Genomic DNA, 19895 nt, shown 5'->3' with positions numbered 1-19895 from the left:
CCTTAAAATAAAAAGCGGTTTATAACTTTAATGAATTTCGATAAAGAGAAGAACTCAGTGAGTGATCAAGCAAAATAGTTTTTCTAGTGCTTTTTTTAAAAAATTTACATTAAGTATAAGCATTTAAGCTTACGTGCAAAATATGCATCATGAGTATTTCGGTAATAAGCTTACTCTACATAGGAATAATGTTGATTCTAGCTAAGTTGGCTGAAGAAGCTTTAGGTAGGCTTAACTTAGTCAGGTTTATTGGACCAATATTTGTGGGAATAATTTTGGGTCAAGGCGTACTTAACGTCATAAAGATCAACGCTATAATTTCCTTCATAACGTCTTTAGGGATTGTTTTTCTCCTATTTTTAGCTGGTGCTGAGGAATTAGGTGAGGGAATAAAGTTTAATTTTAAAGACGTGCTTTCTTCAGATATAGAATTAGCTATACCAATTGTTGCCATAGGTCTTACTTTATATTATTTGCATGAATTTTCTCCCTTAATTTTGATACCTTTGGCTATGACTAGCGTTGGACCATTGACTAGGTTATTAATAGATTTGAATATTGCAAAGGAAAGGATTGGAATTTCTATCTTTTATCAATCTATGATCAATGAAATAATTTCCGTAATAATATTTGCCTTATTTTATTCTAACTTTAGGACTTCCAGTATCGTTGGTATAGTCATACTAGTAGTAATAATATTTGCTTTGGGAAAGTCAATCGCTAGGACACTGGAGTTAATAGAAAAATACATTAAGGTAAGGGAAATAGAATTCGCTAGTATAATTTCTTTGATTTTGATAGTTGGATTTATAGCTGAATTGTATGATTTTAATTCTGCGATTATTGCACTCTTTTTGGGTTTCCTATTAAGGGATTATTTAAAGGATAGACCTCATATTCTTGAGAGATTACACGGTTTTACATATGGATTTTTTGAACCTTTATTTTTCGTTAGTATAGGCTTATATTTCGTGAGAATTAGCTTAAACTTACTTGCAGTCTCAGCGATTGTTCTAGTAGTAGTTTTAGGATCTAAAATTATATCAGGTTTTATCGCTTCAAATTTTTACGGTTGGGATAAAATAATAAATTCATTAGGTACTTCTGTAAAGGGTGGAGTTGACGTATCTTTACTCATAACTGCATTGACTGCTGGTTTGATTTCACCCTTTGCTTACTCTTTTTCTTCTCTAGCAATTGCTTTATCATCCTTGATTGTCCCTTTGGTTTTTAGATTTAGGTATGGGAAGCCTAAGGTTCAAAGGAAGGAGAAGATATACTATGCACAAGAAATAGGAAAAGTTATTAAGAATAAAATTGTGACTAAAGATGACGAAATTCTAAGAGAAGCCATAACTAAAATGACTGCTAATGGATATAGAGCGTTGGTAGTTGTTGATGAAGATGATAGACCTAAAGGATATATTTCCATTACTCAAATTATAGAAATTGATCCTTCAGAGTATGAGACTCTTAAGGTTGGGGATTTAGATAAATACGATGTTAACATAATGGATGAGAAGTCAAAAGTGATTGACGTAATAAGGGAATTCAGAAGGACTGAAGCTCCAGTAATTGCTGTGGTAGATAAAGATGGTAGATTAACCACAGTAGTTTATGAGAGAGAATTATTGAGAGTGCTTATTTGAGTATTCATCCTCTACCTCTGTTCTCCTCTTCTTTATTCTTTTTTATATTAAAAAAGAAGGATGATCAATTTAACTTTATGCGTACCTTACTTTTCTAGGACTATCAATTTTTACTATACGTAAATACTGCAGCATGAGTATTCGCATACGATAACTCTAAGAACCTAAAAATTTTTAAAAATAGTTTGATAATTCCAATCATATCTTCTTTTTCTCATTAAAAACTTAGAAATTTTTATTATATTAGCCCCTTAATGCTGTTGAGACATCACCACTTCTTGGGGAGTTTTCATTTCAACCTTGTACAATGTGGACCTTTTATCATAATACCTTTAAATAAAAAAACACTAGTCTAAAGATCTTTGGGATTAGTTTCTATCATAAGCGCCTTGCAAATCTTCGACTATTTTGCGTGATGTTACTAGCTTTAAAACTTTACGGAACGACTAGCATTGGACACCGTCTTATTTCACTTTAACGGTAACTTGGAACTTCATTCCATAAGCTGAAGATTGGCCATCAGCATCCCACACTTTTACAATGTAGATTCCAGGTGGGACTTGATGCGGTATTTGTAATATTATAGTAGAGTTCTGTCCTAATGGTACCATTATACCGACTCCGTAATTTCCTATCTTAATTGGTTGAGAAGGATGTAATGGAAATTCGTTCTTTATATCGTTAGCTGGTATATTGCCCAATTGTTGGCCAGTCCACTGATATAATACTGTACCATTAGGATATAGCACTTGAACTAAAACGACAAATCCGCCATAAGTATCTGGTCCTGCTGTTCTTGATATCTGCAAGAATAATGTACCATTTTCATAAAGTTTAGTACCTATAAGAGAGTAAGCAGGAGTTTTAGAGTAGTTGGTCAGTTTGCCAAATCCTTGAAAGTTAATTTGATAAAGGCCAAATGTCACACCAGTCGCTAATAACATCATAATAATTGCAATTAAGCTTATAGCTTTGCCATTCATAGCTCATCACCATAATGGGATGTGATATTTTCCAATTCTTATTCCCTTGGACTTCTTAGATAGGAGGGAGTCTATTGAAAGCCATCTACTCCCTGTAAATACGAACATAAATGCTGCAGCACCTTCCACTGAAGCTATCTGCCATTCATCTACACATGTCGAACCTAGCCATCCCGCCGCTAAACCTATTCCCCACGCTAATCCCGCTAATACTAATCCAGATAGCCTAGTTAGAAATCCAACTATCATAAATAGTCCAAAGATCGCCTCCAATGCAGTAAATAATATTATAAAATCGTATAACTGAGCGGGATTTAGTAGAATACTTTCTAACATACCTCTTATTGGTGCCCATGCATGAGGTAGGAAAGTTATGAGCTTTCCACCCACGTATTGGCTACTATTGGGATCTAGTTTTGCAGGTACGTTAATAGCCCTTCTAACGAAAGCGGAGAAGAACATCCACCCTAATGTAACTCTGAGAATTGGGAGGAATTTTTGAGTTTGATCTACTGTGACTTGGGACATACGTTATCCCAAATAATTATATCTACTTACTAATTAATAAGCCTTTCTGTAATATAAGATAATGTTTTTTATTTTTTATCTACATTTAAGTAAATTATATAGTTTGCCTTTGAAGCTCTAAAAAACCTCGTCAATAGATGTTCATCTATTGAATTTGAGTTGAGTTTTTCATTTATTGGACTTTTTTATTACTTTGTGTGGTTTTTCAAGCTCTACGTTACTCTTTCATATTCTCTTCATAGTAAAAAGAGCGTTCCAAACCAGATAATTTACAAATACACCACAAAGCACTTTTTATTGAGAATAATACATAATTTACACTATCTGCGCTAGGAAAGGAGTAGTTTAAAAGTACTTGATATGATTGTTAATCTAATTACAAAAATTGCGGGCAGAAAGCTTCGCCTTTTTAAGGCGTGGAGGAAGTCAGGAAAAACCTAGAAGTAAGCAATATTTCCTTTGAGTTTACTACTTGTAGGACTATTATAGGAAATATCAAATCTTATGAATGATAGAGACTTTCTTTCCGCAAGCCCATATTGTGAATTTTTATTAACGTTTAAGAGAGACAGAAAATGCAGGTATCATTTTGAGGGCTTGTTAACGTCAACAATGAAAAAGAGTATGGGAAGATTTTTAACTGTGCCCATTTTCACATTAACTGCATGCAGAGGGTTATTCTATCATTTGTAAAGTGGATATTTCCATTATCGATATTCTGGGGTTTCGCATTTCCCCTAACTAAGATAATTACTTACTCCGTATCGCCGATGGTTATTAGCGTGGTTAGAATTGGAGTGGCTTCAATTTTCTTCTTAATACTAGGAAAGGGATTATCCATAGGAGTAAGGCAATTCGTTAATGGCTTGCTTAATTTTGCGTTCTTTCTAATTTTATTAAATGTGGGCATCACTCTATCCCCAAATCCCGGTCTAGTCGCGGTTATGATATATACACAACCAATTTTCGTCCTTATAATAGAGAGAATATTGGGTTCCAATATTAACATTAAGGGAACTATTGGTATTGTACTGGGAGTTATTGGCGTAATATCTTCAGCAACTTTATCGTTTGATATTGGACTGATTTTCGGTTTGTCAGCTGGAATATTATGGGCTGGAGGAACAGTATACTATTCCAGATACTTGGCTAGAGAAAACGTAGCTAAGCTGAATGCGTTTATGACGCTTACTTCACTTCCCTTTGTTTCAGCTTTTATACCCTTCGATTACTACTTTAGATTTAGTTTGATCACGTTAGCTTTACTTCTATTATTAGCAATTACGGCGCAAATCTTAGGGTTTTATTTTTGGTTTAACGGAGTAAGGGAAATTGGAAGTATTTACGCTAGTTCTGGAGCACTCTTAGTGCCAGTTATGGCTTACCTTTTTAGTTTTGCAGTTTTAGGAGTTGTACCTACATTACCACAAATAATTGGATCGATTATAACATTAATAGGAGTTTATCTAACCATAACAAGTAGGGGAGGACCTAATAAGAGGTGATTGACCTATTTAGGGGAAGGAGAAAAGAGTAGATATGTTAAATAAAGGTCGTGAAATAATTATAAACGGTAATAAGTATGCTATTTCTTAAGGTAAGTTTGATATGAAAGTACTAGATTATTACAAAATTTAGAGAGAAATTCGGACAAATAAGTTATTTTAAAATTTGCGTTCAATAGATGTGGTTTCGAGGATAATCATGATCATATTGCTGTGAAGAAATTGTATGGAAGGGAGTTCTTATCCTCTTAACCGCCTCTCATATGAGAGATGCAACTCCGAATTGATGAGGGGGCCCTTTAGGTAATGAGGAAATCAGAGGTTAAACACTTTCACAAGATTAGAAGGGAGTCTTAGAAATCTGTCAAATCTTATTTTACAGCTGAACGTAGATCTGTCAAATAATAATTGACAGTCTTAAGGATAACAAGCAAACTCACCTCTAGGTCAAGACAGTAGAAGAGGAACAGAGAGGGTGAAGTTAGAGATAGCACATAAACTATTTTATAAAGAGAATTTTTTATAAAATTCTACTAACCCGCTATAAGCGATCACTAACGAGTTTAGCCTTATTAACTTCTCCTCTGTTAGATCGTAATAATTTATTTGAATAATAGGATTTACTGTAACAGAGTTGAGACTCGCAGAAATTGCCATCTGAGAAGTCATTCCTTTACTCAGCTTACTTAACTTTATGCTTACTCTGTACTCCTTACCCTCTAATTCTTTTTCAAACTCCTCCTTTTTCTTATTTAACGACTCTATGACCTCATTTAAATTTGAAGATAAGAACAGCTTCATGAAAGGTCTTAGCGAAGTTTTCTTATCTAACTTTATATTCCCTTTTCTCTTTAGTAGCATTTCCCCAACCTTTTTGAATTCATCATTACATAATTTCATGTACTCCTCTCCATAACCTATATTACAATAGCTTCCCATTAGTATCTGGGCAATTACTTTACCCAACATGGTATAATCGTAATAGTACATGGCCTTTCCATCTCTTAGAGTCCTATCCACATATTCGTCAAGATGTGATTTACTTTCATTTTCATTCAGTAATGAAAGCAGAGACGGGTTAATTTTCTTTTTAGTATCATCGATCTGATTAATTAAAATCTGTCCACCACTTTTATTTATAATCTCAACTATTCTAGCAACTGGACCTTTATCTTCTCTCTTCTCCACGATATAGCTTACATCAACTCCTTCAAGATATAAATTCCTCAGAGCCTCATCTAAATTGTCATATTCCGCGGTCTTAGGAGTTAGTGTAACAACTAGATACTTTATAGGAGTAGGAGAGGATGACGAGTCCTCATTATTATTCTCTTTACCTCTGATTAACCTTCCCAATCTCTGATAAAACCTTAAAGGACTTTGAGGTACATCAGTCATTATCAATAGTTTTGCTTCTGGAATGTCAATCCCTTCCTCTCCAACTAATGTTGAGATCAGAATATCAATTTCGCCTTTCCTTAAACTTTGAACTACTTTTAATCTTTCATACCTTGAAGAGTCTCCAGTTAGTACTTTCACTTTCCCCAAATCAGAAATGGCTTTTTCGAACTCAAATGCAGTAGACTTCCTAGATGTGAATATTAAGACTGGCTTAAACTCCTCAACTTTGTATACGTTTAAAACGCTCCTCAAGGCTCTAGCCTTATGGCTTAACTCCTTAGAATCACAAAGTGAATCTATATAGGGACTTTCCTCCACCTTTCCCATTAATCGTCTATAACTTTCGCAAAAAGCTTCCTTACCGTAGGTGTAAAGTGTTAACTCTAGGAATTTAACAGTCTCCTTATTTCCCTTTATATTTCCTTTAAAGAAGGCTTCATATACGGAGTCTTCTAGGCTATTGAATTCAGAGTCAAAGATATCTGCTATTGCTTTTGGAAGTTTAAAAGTAGGATCTATTTGCGATAACGCTTTGAAATCATAGGCTAAATATTCAGGCTCCCCTAAAACCTTGACTAGCCGTAAGTCTACTAAGTACTTTTTATAAGATGGTAATAAGGCTGTAAATCCTATAAGGTATTTAGGTTCTAAATTAACTATAAAATCTTGATATCTTGCATCTCCAAAGGCATGATGAACTTCATCAATTATTATAGAATCTGCATAGTCCAAACATTTAGCAGCTGTAAATGGGGTTGAAACTATTATTTTCTTACCTTGCTCGAAGGATTCGCAATTTCCCTCATATTCCATTCCCGCATCATTGCCGAAAACTCGCTTCCAGAATCTATGATACATTTGATCACAAAGTAATCTCGTAGGTTCTATAATTATTATCCTATCCACTTTATTTGAAAGATAATAAGCAACGTATAGTTCAACTAGCGTTTTTCCACTACCTGTGGGCATTGATACTATTATAAATCGTTTTTCATTCATCATTTTTTCCAGTTCTTCACTAATGTACTTTTGGTATGCGTAAATTTCAACTCCAAGTTTTTCCTTAATAAGCTTACTGAAGTCGCTAATTGTCACGGTATAGAGATAATAGGTGCCGAAGTGAAAAAGTTTGTGTCTGATCTTATTGAGAACGGTTTTTAAAATCAAGATGAAATTTGTTCGTTGAAATTGAAATGCTCTTCATAACTATACATTGCTTTAAAACGCATGAATAACTCTGCCGATTTTATTTCAACACATTAATACATTATTGCATCATAGAACTGTAACTTGTTTTTCATTATCAATCCCCTAATTTAGAGCATAATCAGATTTCTATCACTTATTGTAAGAAAGATTTATGAAATCATATAGAACTCTTAGAATTAAAAATAGATTTCTCTACGACGATTAAGCCGAAAAAGATTTATAATTATGTTTTACAAGATTAACATATGAGTCAAGAAAACAATGAAAACAAGAAGAAAACAGTTACAATAAGGGGAGTAGATGAGAAAATATATAGAAAGCTAACAGAAATAGCTAGAACGTCCGGTAAGACTGTTGGGGAAGTTGCAAATCAAGCGTTTAGGACATTTTTAGACGTTACTGAAACAGCTAAGCGAACTGCATCTGGGGTAATTGAGAGCGGAAAGACGTTTATTGAGGGTTTTAAGGAAGGAATAGGAAACATCCTTGTAATTTCTGATATAGATGAGTTATCAATTAATAGGGAAGAGTTAATGGAAGCTGGTAAACCTATTGTGTTTAGAAATATAAAGAGACTAAATTTAGTAGGACTTACTAATGAAGATATTGATAAGTATATACAAGAAATAAGTGGCGTTGATGAGCTTATAGTATCACCGAATGTCAATAAAATAAAATTATCACAGAAATGCAGAATGGTAAAGAGAATAATAGTACAAAATACTGTATGATAATTAAAAATATTTTGAATATAAGTTTATTCTTTAGGGTTATTTGTAAACTATTGCATCTTGATATGTTGTTACTATGTAGAGAATATAAAAAGTAAGGTAAATTTTGTAAAACTCCCTACAAGGTGTACAATTTTTATAGATTTATTTCTTACAAAGAATCCGTGAAATTTGTGTTAGATTTGTAAATTTACTGAAATTTTATCGTTATACCAATGTTAGAAATTTATATAAGCAGAATGTAATCACGTAATTCACAAATATGAAGGCAATTGAATAATGGAAAAGGAAACAGCAATTACGTTGATGTGGTTGCAGATCCTTTCTCTTAAGCTCATAACCACAATTTTGATTCACATTATAAAAAATTTTGATTTTAAGTTTTCCATAATTATTTAAAAACTTCCAGGTATAGAGTTATATAATGTCCGAGGTTATAGAAGTCCGTTCGCCTTCCAATTTAAAGGTAATTGGCACAGTTAAAAGAATGAGCAAAGATGAGGTCAGAGGGGAAATAGAGGAAGCTTATAAAGGATTTGAGATAATTTCAAAGATGCCCCTATATAAGAGAACTGCAATTCTAAGAAAAGTTTCAGAAATCTTAGAAAGAGAGCAAGAAAGGCTAGCTAAACTACTTGCTATGGAAGCGGGAAAACCAATCAGAGATTCTAGAGTTGAGGTTATGAGAGCTTCTAGATTGTTTAGACAAGCTGCAGAAGAAGCGTCCATTGTGTTAGAAGGTAAGAATTATAGAGTAGATGCATATGAATATCCTCCCGGAAATGAGAATAGAATAGTTATTAGTACTAGGGAACCTATAGGTGTTGTAAGTGCTATACTGCCTTTTAATTTCCCTATAAATTCATTTGCACATAAGGTTGCTCCTGCGTTGGCCGTAGGTAATTCAGTAGTGGTCAAACCGAGTCTAAATACTCCTCTAGCAGCTATCGAGATGAGAAAGATCCTTATTGAAGCCGGATTACCTGACAGTGTAGTTAGAGTAGTTACTGGTTATAGTAGCGAGATAGGAGATGAGGTGGTTACACATCCATTAATAGGTTTAATCACTTTGACTGGTTCTACTCAAACTGGATTAAGAATAGCGTCAAAGGCAGTTTCACTAGGTAAAAGGATAATCATGGAATTAGGTGGTTCAGATCCCATAATTGTTTTAGAGGATGCCAATATAGAAAGGGCAGTATCAATAGCTGTTAGGGCTAGATTTGAGTATGCTGGACAGAATTGTAACGCTGGCAAGAGAATTATAGTTAGGGAAGAGATAGCTGATAAGTTCACTAAGGCCTTTAATGAGAGAGTTAAGGCGTTAAAAGTAGGTGATCCATTAGACGAGACTACTGACGTCGGTCCCGTTATTAATAAGGAGAGTTTTGAGAACTTGAGCAGTGTGATTGAAGATGCTAAGTCAAAGGGTGGGAAAGTGGAAGTGTTAAATAAAGGACCAGAGAGTGGTTACTTCTTCCCATTAACAGTCGTGGAAAACCCATCATTGGATATGTTAGTATTAAAGAGCGAAGTGTTTGGACCAGTAGCACCTATTGTTAGTGTAAGAAGTGATGAAGAAGCTATTCAAATAGCTAATTCAACGGATTATGGGTTACAATCTGCCATCTTTTCCAACGACGTGAATAGGGCTCTAAAGATAAGTAGAGAATTGAAGTTTGGTGCAGTTATTATAAACGATAGTACTAGATTAAGATGGGATTCATTGCCATTTGGAGGTTTCAAGAAGACTGGTATTGGAAGAGAAGGTGTTAGAGATACAATGCTTGAGATGACTGAGAACAAGTTGATAGCAATAACGCTTTTATGATTTTTATATAGCTCATGGTGGCTTAAGTCTCCATTCTGTAAGCCAAAAATAATTCTGGTTGAAGTGCAGTTCATGATTACAATTTATATATTTTTATTAACAACTCAATTAAGAAAATTATTAGATATATTTCAGATGATATTTCAATATTAGAGTTATTAAGAAAATTATTTTATATTAGTTTTTTACTTATAATTATATATTAATTTCTTTATTCATATTAAGGTTAAGATACGCAATATCAATGATAATTATGTCCTCGGAGAAAAGAAAATATACTAGAGATTTGGTTAAAGTAATGAGAGGTAAAATAATTTGGCTAGTAGTAGTTTGGCATTGTCATTTATTGTACACTCATCTCCAAGACTTACATATAGATCTTTTAGGATTCTCTCATAGTATTTATATGAAGTATTTAGAACCTCATGGAGTATATGAGCCTTAGCTAATTTACAATTATTCTCGATTATGGAGAGTAAGATAAAGGGAAGTCTTGACAATAACGATTTGGGTGCTAGGATCTCCACAATCTGCTCATTACTTAGGCTATTTAAAATAGATTGGACTTCATTATGTTGAATCTCTAACGGTCTTTTGAAATTTAATGGAATTGGTGGTTTTTTCTTTTGTTTAATTGAAAGTATGATTTCTTGGCAAATAAGTTTGTGAATTGCGTCAAGTTTCATACATTCGTCTATAAAGCTATCAAAATTGTTAGTGTTAAGCATTGTAGTGTATTCCAGTGCTGGAAGATAAACTGGGTTCATATCGGGTTTAAAGACTTTTAATACTTCATTTTTCGAGGGAGTTATTTGATTTTTATCGCCTAATATCGTGAGCATAAGTTGAGTTAGAACCTTAGACTCACTTGCAAAATTTAATAGCGAACCGTAATTTGCCATTAAATCTTGGTATTCCTTTCCAGTCAGTGCAAGCAATATAATATAATATGCTAGGGCTGTTGAAGGTATGGTTAAGCTCATGATTAACACATTAATAAAATTGTTTACGATATTATTCCATAGAGTCTGTACGTCTGTAGTAATTTGGAGTTCAGACGTATCTAATTGAGTAATTGAATCAGTAATTAGCATCTTTAACATAATTTCAAATGGTTTATAAGATAGATAATTTCCAATTTCTTTTGGATTACGTGACGCATTTTGATAAAAATTAATTGCTTGTCTCAGATAAGATGGATCATCACTGGCTAAGCCTTTTAAAAAATAAATTCTACCGCGGTAACCGTTAATAAACGCTGATGTGTTGTTAATTAAATCATTGATAAATTCTTCATAAGTTACATCAAGGTCATGCCATCTTAGGTATTCCCTCACTTCATTTGTAATAGATACCCCTTTTAATTGATTTTCGAGATCCCTTATTTTACTCTCCGCTTCGTCTAATTTTCCAGAATTAATCGATGTTATTATCTCAGATTCAAGCGAATCTATATTCAGTATAGACATTAATCCAGGGTCTGTTATTTTGCCTTTTTTTAGTAGTATATTTTGTGCGACTTCTTTGGGGACGCTACATAGAGTGGACAATAGATTATAAGTCTTAATGAGCCATGCAATTGACCATTGAAAGGTGACGCCATAACTAATTCCATTTAGAAGCCATACTAATTGTTTACATAAGTCCGTATGTCTTGGTTCTAAACTATATCGTAGAGTTAATGAATAAAGAACAGGTGAAACATTATCTATTAGAAGATTTTTATCTTTTCTTCTTAATACTCTTGAAACTTGATTTGCTAAAATAATTAAATACCATATTAATTTGTATCCGCCAACTAACATCTGCGGGATTGCAATGTTCGATAGGTACAAAGCGTCATTTATACATCCACTTTGTGCTGTCATTCCCAATAGGGATAAGCCAGCAAGATAGGGAATTAGTGGCAATCCGACCTTACTTTCTTGTATTCTATTGGTTACTCTATTTATTTCGGAACAGAGAAAATCGCTTCCCACTTTATTAACTATATTTGTCAATGATATAGTTTCTAAAGTAGTGTTATTACTTTCTATAGATTTTTCTAAATCTTTCCTACCTTCACTTAAAACAAAGTTACTGAATAATTCATAGAATATTTGAGGAACATAGTAGCCATCTGATGACTCTACTAAGAGTAATTTATCCATTTTATGCTTATCGGTAATGGGAAAGACATTACTATACGTCTCTTTGAATTTTTGAATGGCTTCGACGGGATAATCACTTATCGCTGAGCCTAAAATATATAGGAATCTCCTCTTAGCTTGTTCATCCATCTCAATTTCGTTTAGGTAGTGAATGAAACTTTTAAGGGTTATCTGCGTTATTGCTTCCTCCCTATCCACACTTATTTTACCCATTTTATTCTTCGCGTCATTTAAGGCGTCTATAAGGGGTTCAACTACCTCTTTAACCTCTTCATTTACGCTACTAGCGTTGTTAACTATTAAGTCTCGTAATATATTCTCAACAAGGTCCTCTTTTCTCATGGATAGCCACCTAATGAAGTATTTTGCTTGCTGAGCATTACCACCGATTGTGGTGTAATAATCTATGTACTCAAGCCTAACTTCATTGTCAATATTCTTAATAGTTACAGGTTCTTCGAAGAATTTCATTGGTATAGCCCCAAATTTTCCCCTAATTATTAAAGGAACGGCTAGATAACTTGCTATCCTCTTATCTGATCTAAAATAAACTTCCCAAATAATTAAAGCAATAAGTGAATTTACGTCTCCTTTAGCCTTACCTATTATTTGCTCAACATTATCGATTTTACAATTTGTTTCATTAATGACTAATCCGACGTACTTACTTATTAATGCGTAATTGCCTTTGAACTCTTTTAATATTAATTTACCTAATATTTCATTTTTTGTAGAGTCTTTACAGTGGCTATAGGTTTCAATAATACCTTTAATAAATTCTAAAGTTGAATTAACACTTTTATTGAATTCCTCATCAAAATCGATTATATTTTCCTTAAGGTACCTTTTCTTTTCTGAGCTTAATTTACTTTGTAATACATCATAAATATTAGAGGGCATTACTATAAGAACTGGGATTTCAAACTTCGTTGACAGATCTACTAATAAATTTACATTTTCAGTTATGGATTCATATAGATTATTTACACTCCCTAGTCTTGCAACCTCTCCTCTATTATCTCCATAGAGTTCTGGCGGAAAAACGTCAAACAAGATTGCTATTGGATATTTCTCTTCTCCCATTCTTATTAAAGTATTTTTGATATTTCTATTTATAATTTCATTTATACTAGAAGGGTAATAAATAGACCATCCTTTTTTGAGGAGATTTGCCATCACATATTCCGCTAATCTAGACTTCCCACTGCCCATAGATCCCTTTATTACGATTAAATTGCTACCATCTCTCTCAATTTTACTAAGTATCTTGTTAGCCATTTCATTAAAAATTCCTTCAGTTACTAGTTCAGTATTATCCCACTTTATTACCCACTTGCCATTCTTAGAATATATAAACCAACTATCGGGACTGTCATAAAACCCTATTGCATTTAGCATCACTTTCAGTTTTTTTATTTTCTCAGAAATTCTATTATCTATTTGTTCATTGAGTTTTTTCACATCTGCTTCTGTAACTATATTTGATTCTATCAATTTTGAAATGTTATTTATGAATATCTTGAACTCATCTATTGTCAATCCCCAACTGGAGGCTATCTCATCAACTAATGCTTCGTAGCGATCATCATTGACGTAATCTTTTGCCTCCTTAACTGTTATTATAAATTGAGCTAAATCTTCTACGAAATTCTTCTTGAGTTCCTTATTTTCAGCCAGATAATTGAGAAAAACATTTTCTTGCTTTTTAATTTTTTTACGTAAACGTTCTATAAATTTTGGTAATAATCTATCATTTAGGCTTTCCAATAAGATAGCTAATACGTCGATCAAGAATATACTCTTTATAAAGGATGACAGCACTACAATAGTCCAAATAGGAATTGCAGTATCACTGCTAATTTCTGCAAGTAACTTTTTGATCCCCATAAACTCTTTACCTAGCTTTCTAATCTTTTCAACAGCTTCTTTATCATTTGAATTCGGATTCTGATAAAGTTTAATATTTAAACCTTTTAATCGAGGTCCAATATTTATTTCATTTAAAGAATTTTTGAGATGCTCATGATTAATAAGTAACCATTCATCTATATTCTTTTTTCCGATTATATCCTCATGAAGAGCTGGTAAGTAATAAACTATTGTTTGATTGCCTAAACTCGAACTTGAGAAATACCTCGCGAGATGAAACGCTGTAGTTGTATCACGAGGTATGGCTATAATGATCATATTTTCTGATAGCTTCCTTCCTATATGATCTACGATATTACTATCTACTTTTTCCAGTACGTAGTCTACTCCCTCGTGTTGCTTATAACCAATTACGTATAAATTGGAATATGATTTTTTGAGATCGCTAATTAGCTTATACCTATTCGAACCTGAGGGAATGAAGAAAATAATCTTATGATTTTTTATTATTTCATCAATTTTCCTTTTCAAATTACCATAAGAAGAATCTAAACTAAACTCATTAGAATTGCTGTAATTCTCACTTTCCATTAAGATAACTTTCGAGAAATGACATTATATGTGTTTTCACGTTCTTATGAAGCTTAATTTTCTTAAACACCTTTAATTACCTCAGATAAAAATGGCTAATATCTCAAAATAATTTTTAAAATGAGAGAATATAAAATAGAAAGAGAAAAGTTATCCATTATTCCTTATAAATATTGTCTATGGGTTTATTTACGTTAATCCTCATACGAAAAACTCACATATTTCACCTCAAATAACTCATATTCCTAGGAAAACGAAGTAAATGCCAAGTTCTTTACTTAATATAAGTAAGTCCTAAATTGTTAACATTAAAAATACGTCACCAAATATTATTTATGGAATTCTATCCTATGTATTGCTTTGTTCATGTATTACTTAATCACCTTATGTCTTCCACAATTTTTGTATCATAATAAATTTTATTCCATTATTTTGTCTGCACAGTTTTTATAACTTATTTCTAATGAACTTTTTGAAGTACTCAGTAGGGTTATGAGAACGAGTTAATTTAATTAATAATTAAGAACGCGCTAGTTTTATAACATGGAAATTCTATTAAATAACATATGGCTAGTAGAAGAATAAGAACCTATATCCCAGGATTGGATGAGATACTCTATGGAGGGATTCCGGATAGGCATATAGTTCTTGTATCTGGAGGACCAGGTACTGGAAAATCCATATTGGGAAAACAATTCCTCTATAATGGTCTGACTAATGGTGAGAGCGGAGTATTTGTAGCCTTAGAGGAACACCCAGTATCAGTATTAAGAAGTTTTGAACACTTCGGATGGGACGTTAAAAAATATGAAAAAGAAGGAAAGTTCGCTATAATCGACGCATTTACTGGAGGCTACGGAAGCACTGCGCAAAGAGAGAAGTACGTGGTTAAGAATGTTGATGACGCTAAGGAACTGTCGGATATTTTGAGAAGTGCTATAAAGGACCTAAATGCAACTAGGGTAGTTATAGACTCCGTAAGTACCTTATATTTAACTAAACCGGCGATGGCTAGAAGCATAGTAATGATGTTAAAGAGGGTTATATCCGGATTAGGCTGTACTGCAATTTTCGTAAGTCAAGTATCAGTCGGAGAAAGGGGATTTGGTGGGCCTGGTGTTGAGCATGCAGTTGATGGTATAATAAGGTTAGATCTAGATGAAATTGAGGGTATAATGTATAGGTCAATAATTGTATGGAAAATGAGAGATACTAAGATATCTATGGTTAGACACCCAATGGATATAACTGACAATGGCATTATAGTGCAATGGGATAAGTATTTAAAAATTACCAATTTTAAAGCGTCCGTGGAGCCATTGCCACAGAAAGAAATAGAGGAGATGAAGAAAGCAGTCGAAGAAGCTGAAAAGAGAGTTGAGGTCACTATTAAGGAGGAAGAAGAGGAAGAGTGAAGATACATTAGTTATTTAACTAACAAATGTATCTTATAATGCATGGATAGGATAAGCATTTTTTCCTTGATTATTGCAAGGATTTTTAGAAGCTTATCAGCTGGTATAATATTCGTAATTTTACCTTATCTAGTTCTCTTAGAGTTAAAGTATTCTTCCTTAATTTTAGGTTTCGCATACACTGTTGGCACCCTCTCAACCGCTGTACTAGGCTTAATAGTAGGATATATTGCAGATCTCTATGGTAGAAAGTACTCTCTAATTTTAGCATCATTCCTATTGCCACTTAGCGCAATGCTAATTGTTTTAAATCACTCTCTAATATCCTTATTTATAGCATCCGCTTTAGGTGGCTACTCAGCCACTGGAGCAGTAGCAGGAGGTGGTATTGGAGGTATTGTGGCTCCGATACAAAATGCGTTACTTACTGAATTAACAGATGAGACGAACAGGACATTTTACTTCTCTCTATTCACTTTCCTATCTGGGATCGCTGCTTCAGTTGGGGCTTATATTGCTGGATTCTTTAAGGTAGATGAAGGATTCATGATAGCCATGCTTTTAGCTTTCATCTCTGTTATAGCTTTAATTCCAGTTAAAAGTAAGAATATAAGGGCTCATTCTGCTTCCCTAAAGAGTAAAGTTGTCATTGGCAAGTTTTCAATCACTGGAGTGTTAAATGGCTTCTCTGTGGGTTTAATAACCCCATTCCTAATACCGTTTTTCATACTGGTCTATCATGTTCCTAAGTCTGAGATGTCCATCTATACTTTCTATAGTAGCTTAATAGCTTCCGTCTTAATTCTTTTAGCACCTTATATAGATAAGAAAATGGGTTTCCTAATGAGCATTGCTGTTACTAGAGGCATTGCCGGTGTACTATCCGTAATAATGCCTATCATAAGAATCTTTTCTGTTTCTCTAGGGATATATCTAATTCTCCCTGCAATGAGAATTTTATCTTTGCCAATACAACAAAGAGCTATGACGCAAATGGTAAGTGAAGACGAAGTAGGGAGAGCTATGGGAATTAATCAAGTTACTAGATTAGCTTCATCTTCTGCATCTACAAGCATTACTGGCTATCTCTTCTCAGAGTCAGAGATTGACTTACCGTTTTTCATTTCTGGTGTCGTTATGTTTTTAAATATTTATTTGTATTATAGATTCTTCGGAGGTAAAAATGAAATTAATAGACCTACACGAGGATCTAGCGTATTCAAATCAACAAGGAATTGACGTAATTAATGGTAATATACAATCTAGTATAAAAATGCTTAAAGAATATGATTCTTTGGTATTTGCCTCAATTTTCCCCCATGTGAATACCTGGGATGAGAGGAGTGATGAGCTAACAGCTCTTTACGGAACACCTACAAGGTCGACTAACTTCTCTTTAGAATTATTCTTAGACCAGGTTAAGTTCTATTATTACCTTGATAGGAAAAATTTAGCTAGGGTTGTTAAGAGCATAGATGACGTTAACATTCAAGGCGTTAAACTATTGTTATCTCTAGAAGGCGCTGATGTATTAAGGGACTATAACGACCTATATATTTTAAAGGAGTTGCATGTATACAACCTTGGGTTAACGTGGAACTATGATAATAAATTCGCCTCTTCATGTATGTCAAAAAAAGATTATGGGTTAACCTCAGAAGGGGAAGAATTAGTTAAGTTAAGTAACAAATTGGGGATTATAATTGACTTAGCCCACGCAGGTAAGAGAACTGTCCTAGATGTTACGTCAATTTCTAAGAAGCCGGTAATAGTATCTCACGCAAATGTTAGTAAGCTTAAGATTCATAGGAGAAATTTAGATGATGAGGAGATCGAGGCAGTTGTCAAAACTAAAGGAGTTATCGGAGTTACAGCAATAGTATCAACACTAAAGGAGCCAACGATAAATGGAGTAATCGAAAATATAAAGTACATAGGAGAGTCTTTCGGATGGGAGTACGTAGCATTAGGGACAGATTTTTTAGGTATAGAAGAAACACCTAAGGGATTTGAGAACGTGCTAAAGATTAAAGAGTTGGCTAAGGTGATAGAAGGACATGAAGAAGAAGTCCTATGGAAGAATGCATACAGAGTAATTAAGGAGAATCTGACTCCCTAAATTATAACATTTAAGCGTCAGTTAGCGCATTTTTATAAGGAGAGATGTCTTAAGCTGTCTAAAATAAATCTTTATGAGAGGGAAAAATAAGAAATGGTTTTTAAATAACTGGGGATATTAAATTACTAGAAGATACACTTTGATTAATGGCATGATAAATAAAAAACATTCACTTTCTTCTAAGCATTAATAGAATTGCAACTGCTATTATCACAACTACTATTATACCTATTAGCGTATATATTAGAATAGGAGTGGATAACAGATTCGAGGCTTGCATCTGAGGAGCATAACCATATACTATATAGTATGTAGTTGCTGGATCGTCAAATACCACAACCTTACCATTATATACGAAGTAATTATTCGGATTTAGTTGCTCCATTCCATTACTAGCTTCCTTAAAGACTGTCACACTTTCATTCCTCGCTAAACTTACATTGAAAACTATGTATCCTGAAGCACTCACGTTAACTACTTGTGAGATATAACTCTTACCCCCTATACTAACGTTAGTTACTTTTACGGAGCTAGGAGTAACTTGATTCACGTATTCGTAGGATCCGTTAGGCATGATCATAACGTACCCGCTAGCGTTAGTAACGTTCAAGAATACTAATGTTGCTGGTTTCAAAACTACAACTTGATGATATAAATTAACGTTTGCTGTGCTTTCTACTCCTTGGTTTGTTATTACTACAACAGCTGGATTACCGTTTACTGGAATTACACTAACTGTTTCCGGCTTTGCCTTTATGTATTGTGCGTTTGGATTGATTATGACCTTTAGGTGCGATGTTATACTATTATAGGTTATATTTATTAATAATCCTTGATGGCTAAGGTAAATTGACGAAAACGAACTATCTAAATCTCCTATTATACTGCCATTTGCTCCAAAGAATTCAATATTGGTAAACCCTACATTACCCCTTGCCTGCGTTACCTCTGTGCTGAATAATCCGCTAGCCTCTCCTTCCCATATCATTGCTGGAACATAGGTTCCATTATAATAAGCTATGGAAGTATTATATGGGGCCTCAGTCTCAATTCCCTCATAACTAAATTCCATCCCACTGTATCTTTCGGGGTATGTACTTTGCAGTGTTATAGTTAGCTGAGTCTCACCAGTCATCGTAAGAGTTACCTTATGCAATAACAATGAGACACTTTTTTCGTAAGCTTGTTGACTATGAGATATATTAAAGGTAACATTTGCAAAATTAGTTCCGTTCAAGAACTGTAAAATTAGCTGTACAGTGGAATTAAAATACGCTATACCCGTTACTGTGGTGCTACCATTTGTGAATCCAGACCATACCAATTCCTCCATTAAGTTTGGTTCAATTAGTATTACCCTAGCTAATTGGGGTATTTGAGAGTTTATGCTTATGGTAAATGGCGAAACTGTTACCTTTATTTGACCAGTATAGTTCGCTGTGTTTCCGACATTTACATCAAAGCTATAGCTATTATACGTTACTGTCCTTTCGTTGTTGGATCTTGAGAGTGTAGTATTATATGTAGTATAGGAATATTTATACGTGATATGTGAAGGGGTTATCTGAAGGGTTGAAGAGTACTGTTGATACATCACAAGCAAGGAATTGCTATTACTATCGCTCATGGCAACTAATGTTACTGAGGATATGATAATTAAGAAGAGAAGGAAAATTCTAGGACTCATCAAGGTATCTCTCCTAGGCTACCTTATAAAATTAATCCAAATATCACTTGTTTTTTGTTTCTCTTTTCTTTTATTATCAAACATTAATACTTTCATTAGCGATTAGCATCTTAAATTAAACTATAATCATCGAGATTTATACTATTATATTATGGTATGCTAAGTTTCTTAGTAGTGGCGACAGCATGAGTATGTTTAAACTTCCACGTTAATAAGGTCAATGATAA

12 protein-coding genes are annotated in these 19895 nt (G+C 33.6%); 7 read left to right on the top strand and 5 right to left on the bottom strand.

The genetic code is table 11. The features are described 5' to 3' along the window. Positions 1–149: 149 nt before the first annotated feature. Positions 150–1649 (top strand): cation:proton antiporter, encoded by a 1500-nt coding sequence (locus tag V6M85_RS08060; protein ID WP_338598619.1) that lies wholly within the window; start codon positions 150–152, stop codon positions 1647–1649. Between the two features lie 464 nt (positions 1650–2113). On the opposite strand, the gene V6M85_RS08055 is transcribed toward V6M85_RS08060, so the two are convergent. Together V6M85_RS08055 and V6M85_RS08050 are read right to left on the bottom strand one after the other, a co-directional pair. Next, complete coding sequence (locus tag V6M85_RS08055; protein ID WP_338598618.1) at positions 2114–2632, bottom strand: TQO small subunit DoxA domain-containing protein; 519 nt, start codon at positions 2630–2632, stop codon at positions 2114–2116. Between the two features lie 6 nt (positions 2633–2638). Then, positions 2639–3160, bottom strand: a complete 522-nt coding sequence (locus V6M85_RS08050) for a DoxD domain-containing protein (RefSeq protein ID WP_338598617.1) — start codon at positions 3158–3160, stop codon at positions 2639–2641. Between the two features lie 665 nt (positions 3161–3825). Between V6M85_RS08050 and V6M85_RS08045 the strand changes: the two genes are divergently transcribed. Continuing rightward, a complete protein-coding gene (locus tag V6M85_RS08045) occupies positions 3826–4665 on the top strand; it encodes a DMT family transporter (protein WP_338598616.1) in 840 nt (279 codons plus the stop codon). Between the two features lie 504 nt (positions 4666–5169). On the opposite strand, the gene V6M85_RS08040 is transcribed toward V6M85_RS08045, so the two are convergent. Continuing rightward, positions 5170–7161, bottom strand: coding sequence for a DEAD/DEAH box helicase (locus V6M85_RS08040; protein WP_338598614.1), 1992 nt, complete (start codon positions 7159–7161; stop codon positions 5170–5172). 359 nt (positions 7162–7520) lie between these two features. Here V6M85_RS08040 and V6M85_RS08035 point away from each other — a divergent pair, with 359 nt between their 5' ends. After that, positions 7521–8006 carry a hypothetical protein gene (locus V6M85_RS08035; RefSeq protein ID WP_338598613.1) on the top strand — a complete coding sequence of 162 codons (486 nt, stop codon included), beginning with the start codon at positions 7521–7523 and terminating at the stop codon, positions 8004–8006. Between the two features lie 421 nt (positions 8007–8427). Further along, a complete protein-coding gene (locus V6M85_RS08030) occupies positions 8428–9837 on the top strand; it encodes an aldehyde dehydrogenase family protein (protein ID WP_338604682.1) in 1410 nt (469 codons plus the stop codon). A 290-nt stretch (positions 9838–10127) separates the two neighbouring features. On the opposite strand, the gene V6M85_RS08025 is transcribed toward V6M85_RS08030, so the two are convergent. After that, positions 10128–14447: a hypothetical protein gene (locus V6M85_RS08025; RefSeq protein WP_338598611.1), complete on the bottom strand. Its 4320-nt coding sequence runs from the start codon at positions 14445–14447 to the stop codon at positions 10128–10130. A gap of 566 nt (positions 14448–15013) precedes the next feature. Between V6M85_RS08025 and V6M85_RS08020 the strand changes: the two genes are divergently transcribed. The 3 genes from V6M85_RS08020 to V6M85_RS08010 are packed head-to-tail and all read left to right on the top strand — an operon-like array spanning position 15014 to position 17981. Further along, a complete protein-coding gene (locus V6M85_RS08020; RefSeq protein ID WP_338598609.1) occupies positions 15014–15862 on the top strand; it encodes a KaiC domain-containing protein in 849 nt (282 codons plus the stop codon). Between the two features lie 42 nt (positions 15863–15904). Then, positions 15905–17101 carry an MFS transporter gene (locus V6M85_RS08015; RefSeq protein ID WP_338598607.1) on the top strand — a complete coding sequence of 399 codons (1197 nt, stop codon included), beginning with the start codon at positions 15905–15907 and terminating at the stop codon, positions 17099–17101. After that, positions 17046–17981 (top strand): dipeptidase, encoded by a 936-nt coding sequence (locus tag V6M85_RS08010; RefSeq protein WP_338598605.1) that lies wholly within the window; start codon positions 17046–17048, stop codon positions 17979–17981. Before V6M85_RS08015 ends, V6M85_RS08010 begins: the two co-directional genes overlap by 56 nt. 169 nt (positions 17982–18150) lie before the next feature. Here V6M85_RS08010 and V6M85_RS08005 read toward each other — a convergent pair whose 3' ends face one another. Further along, positions 18151–19668, bottom strand: a complete 1518-nt coding sequence (locus V6M85_RS08005; RefSeq protein WP_338598603.1) for a hypothetical protein — start codon at positions 19666–19668, stop codon at positions 18151–18153. Between the last annotated feature and the right edge of the window lie 227 nt (positions 19669–19895).

It is taken from the genome of Sulfolobus tengchongensis (assembly GCF_036967215.1).
Lineage (GTDB): Archaea > Thermoproteota > Thermoprotei_A > Sulfolobales > Sulfolobaceae > Saccharolobus > Saccharolobus tengchongensis_A.
The sequence above is the reverse complement of the archived record's forward strand: the minus strand, read 5'-3'. Positions and strand labels throughout refer to the sequence as shown.

Bases quoted from the DNA above. Each gene is read 5' to 3' on its own strand.
- V6M85_RS08060 (WP_338598619.1), top strand. From the start codon at position 150: ATGAGTATTTCGGTAATAAGCTTACTCTACATAGGAATAATGTTGATT.
- V6M85_RS08055 (WP_338598618.1), bottom strand. From the start codon at position 2,632: ATGAATGGCAAAGCTATAAGCTTAATTGCAATTATTATGATGTTATTA.
- V6M85_RS08050 (WP_338598617.1), bottom strand. From the start codon at position 3,160: ATGTCCCAAGTCACAGTAGATCAAACTCAAAAATTCCTCCCAATTCTC.
- V6M85_RS08045 (WP_338598616.1), top strand. From the start codon at position 3,826: ATGCAGAGGGTTATTCTATCATTTGTAAAGTGGATATTTCCATTATCG.
- V6M85_RS08035 (WP_338598613.1), top strand. From the start codon at position 7,521: ATGAGTCAAGAAAACAATGAAAACAAGAAGAAAACAGTTACAATAAGG.
- V6M85_RS08025 (WP_338598611.1), bottom strand. From the start codon at position 14,447: ATGGAAAGTGAGAATTACAGCAATTCTAATGAGTTTAGTTTAGATTCT.
- V6M85_RS08020 (WP_338598609.1), top strand. From the start codon at position 15,014: ATGGCTAGTAGAAGAATAAGAACCTATATCCCAGGATTGGATGAGATA.
- V6M85_RS08015 (WP_338598607.1), top strand. From the start codon at position 15,905: ATGGATAGGATAAGCATTTTTTCCTTGATTATTGCAAGGATTTTTAGA.
- V6M85_RS08010 (WP_338598605.1), top strand. From the start codon at position 17,046: ATGAAATTAATAGACCTACACGAGGATCTAGCGTATTCAAATCAACAA.
- V6M85_RS08005 (WP_338598603.1), bottom strand. From the start codon at position 19,668: ATGAGTCCTAGAATTTTCCTTCTCTTCTTAATTATCATATCCTCAGTA.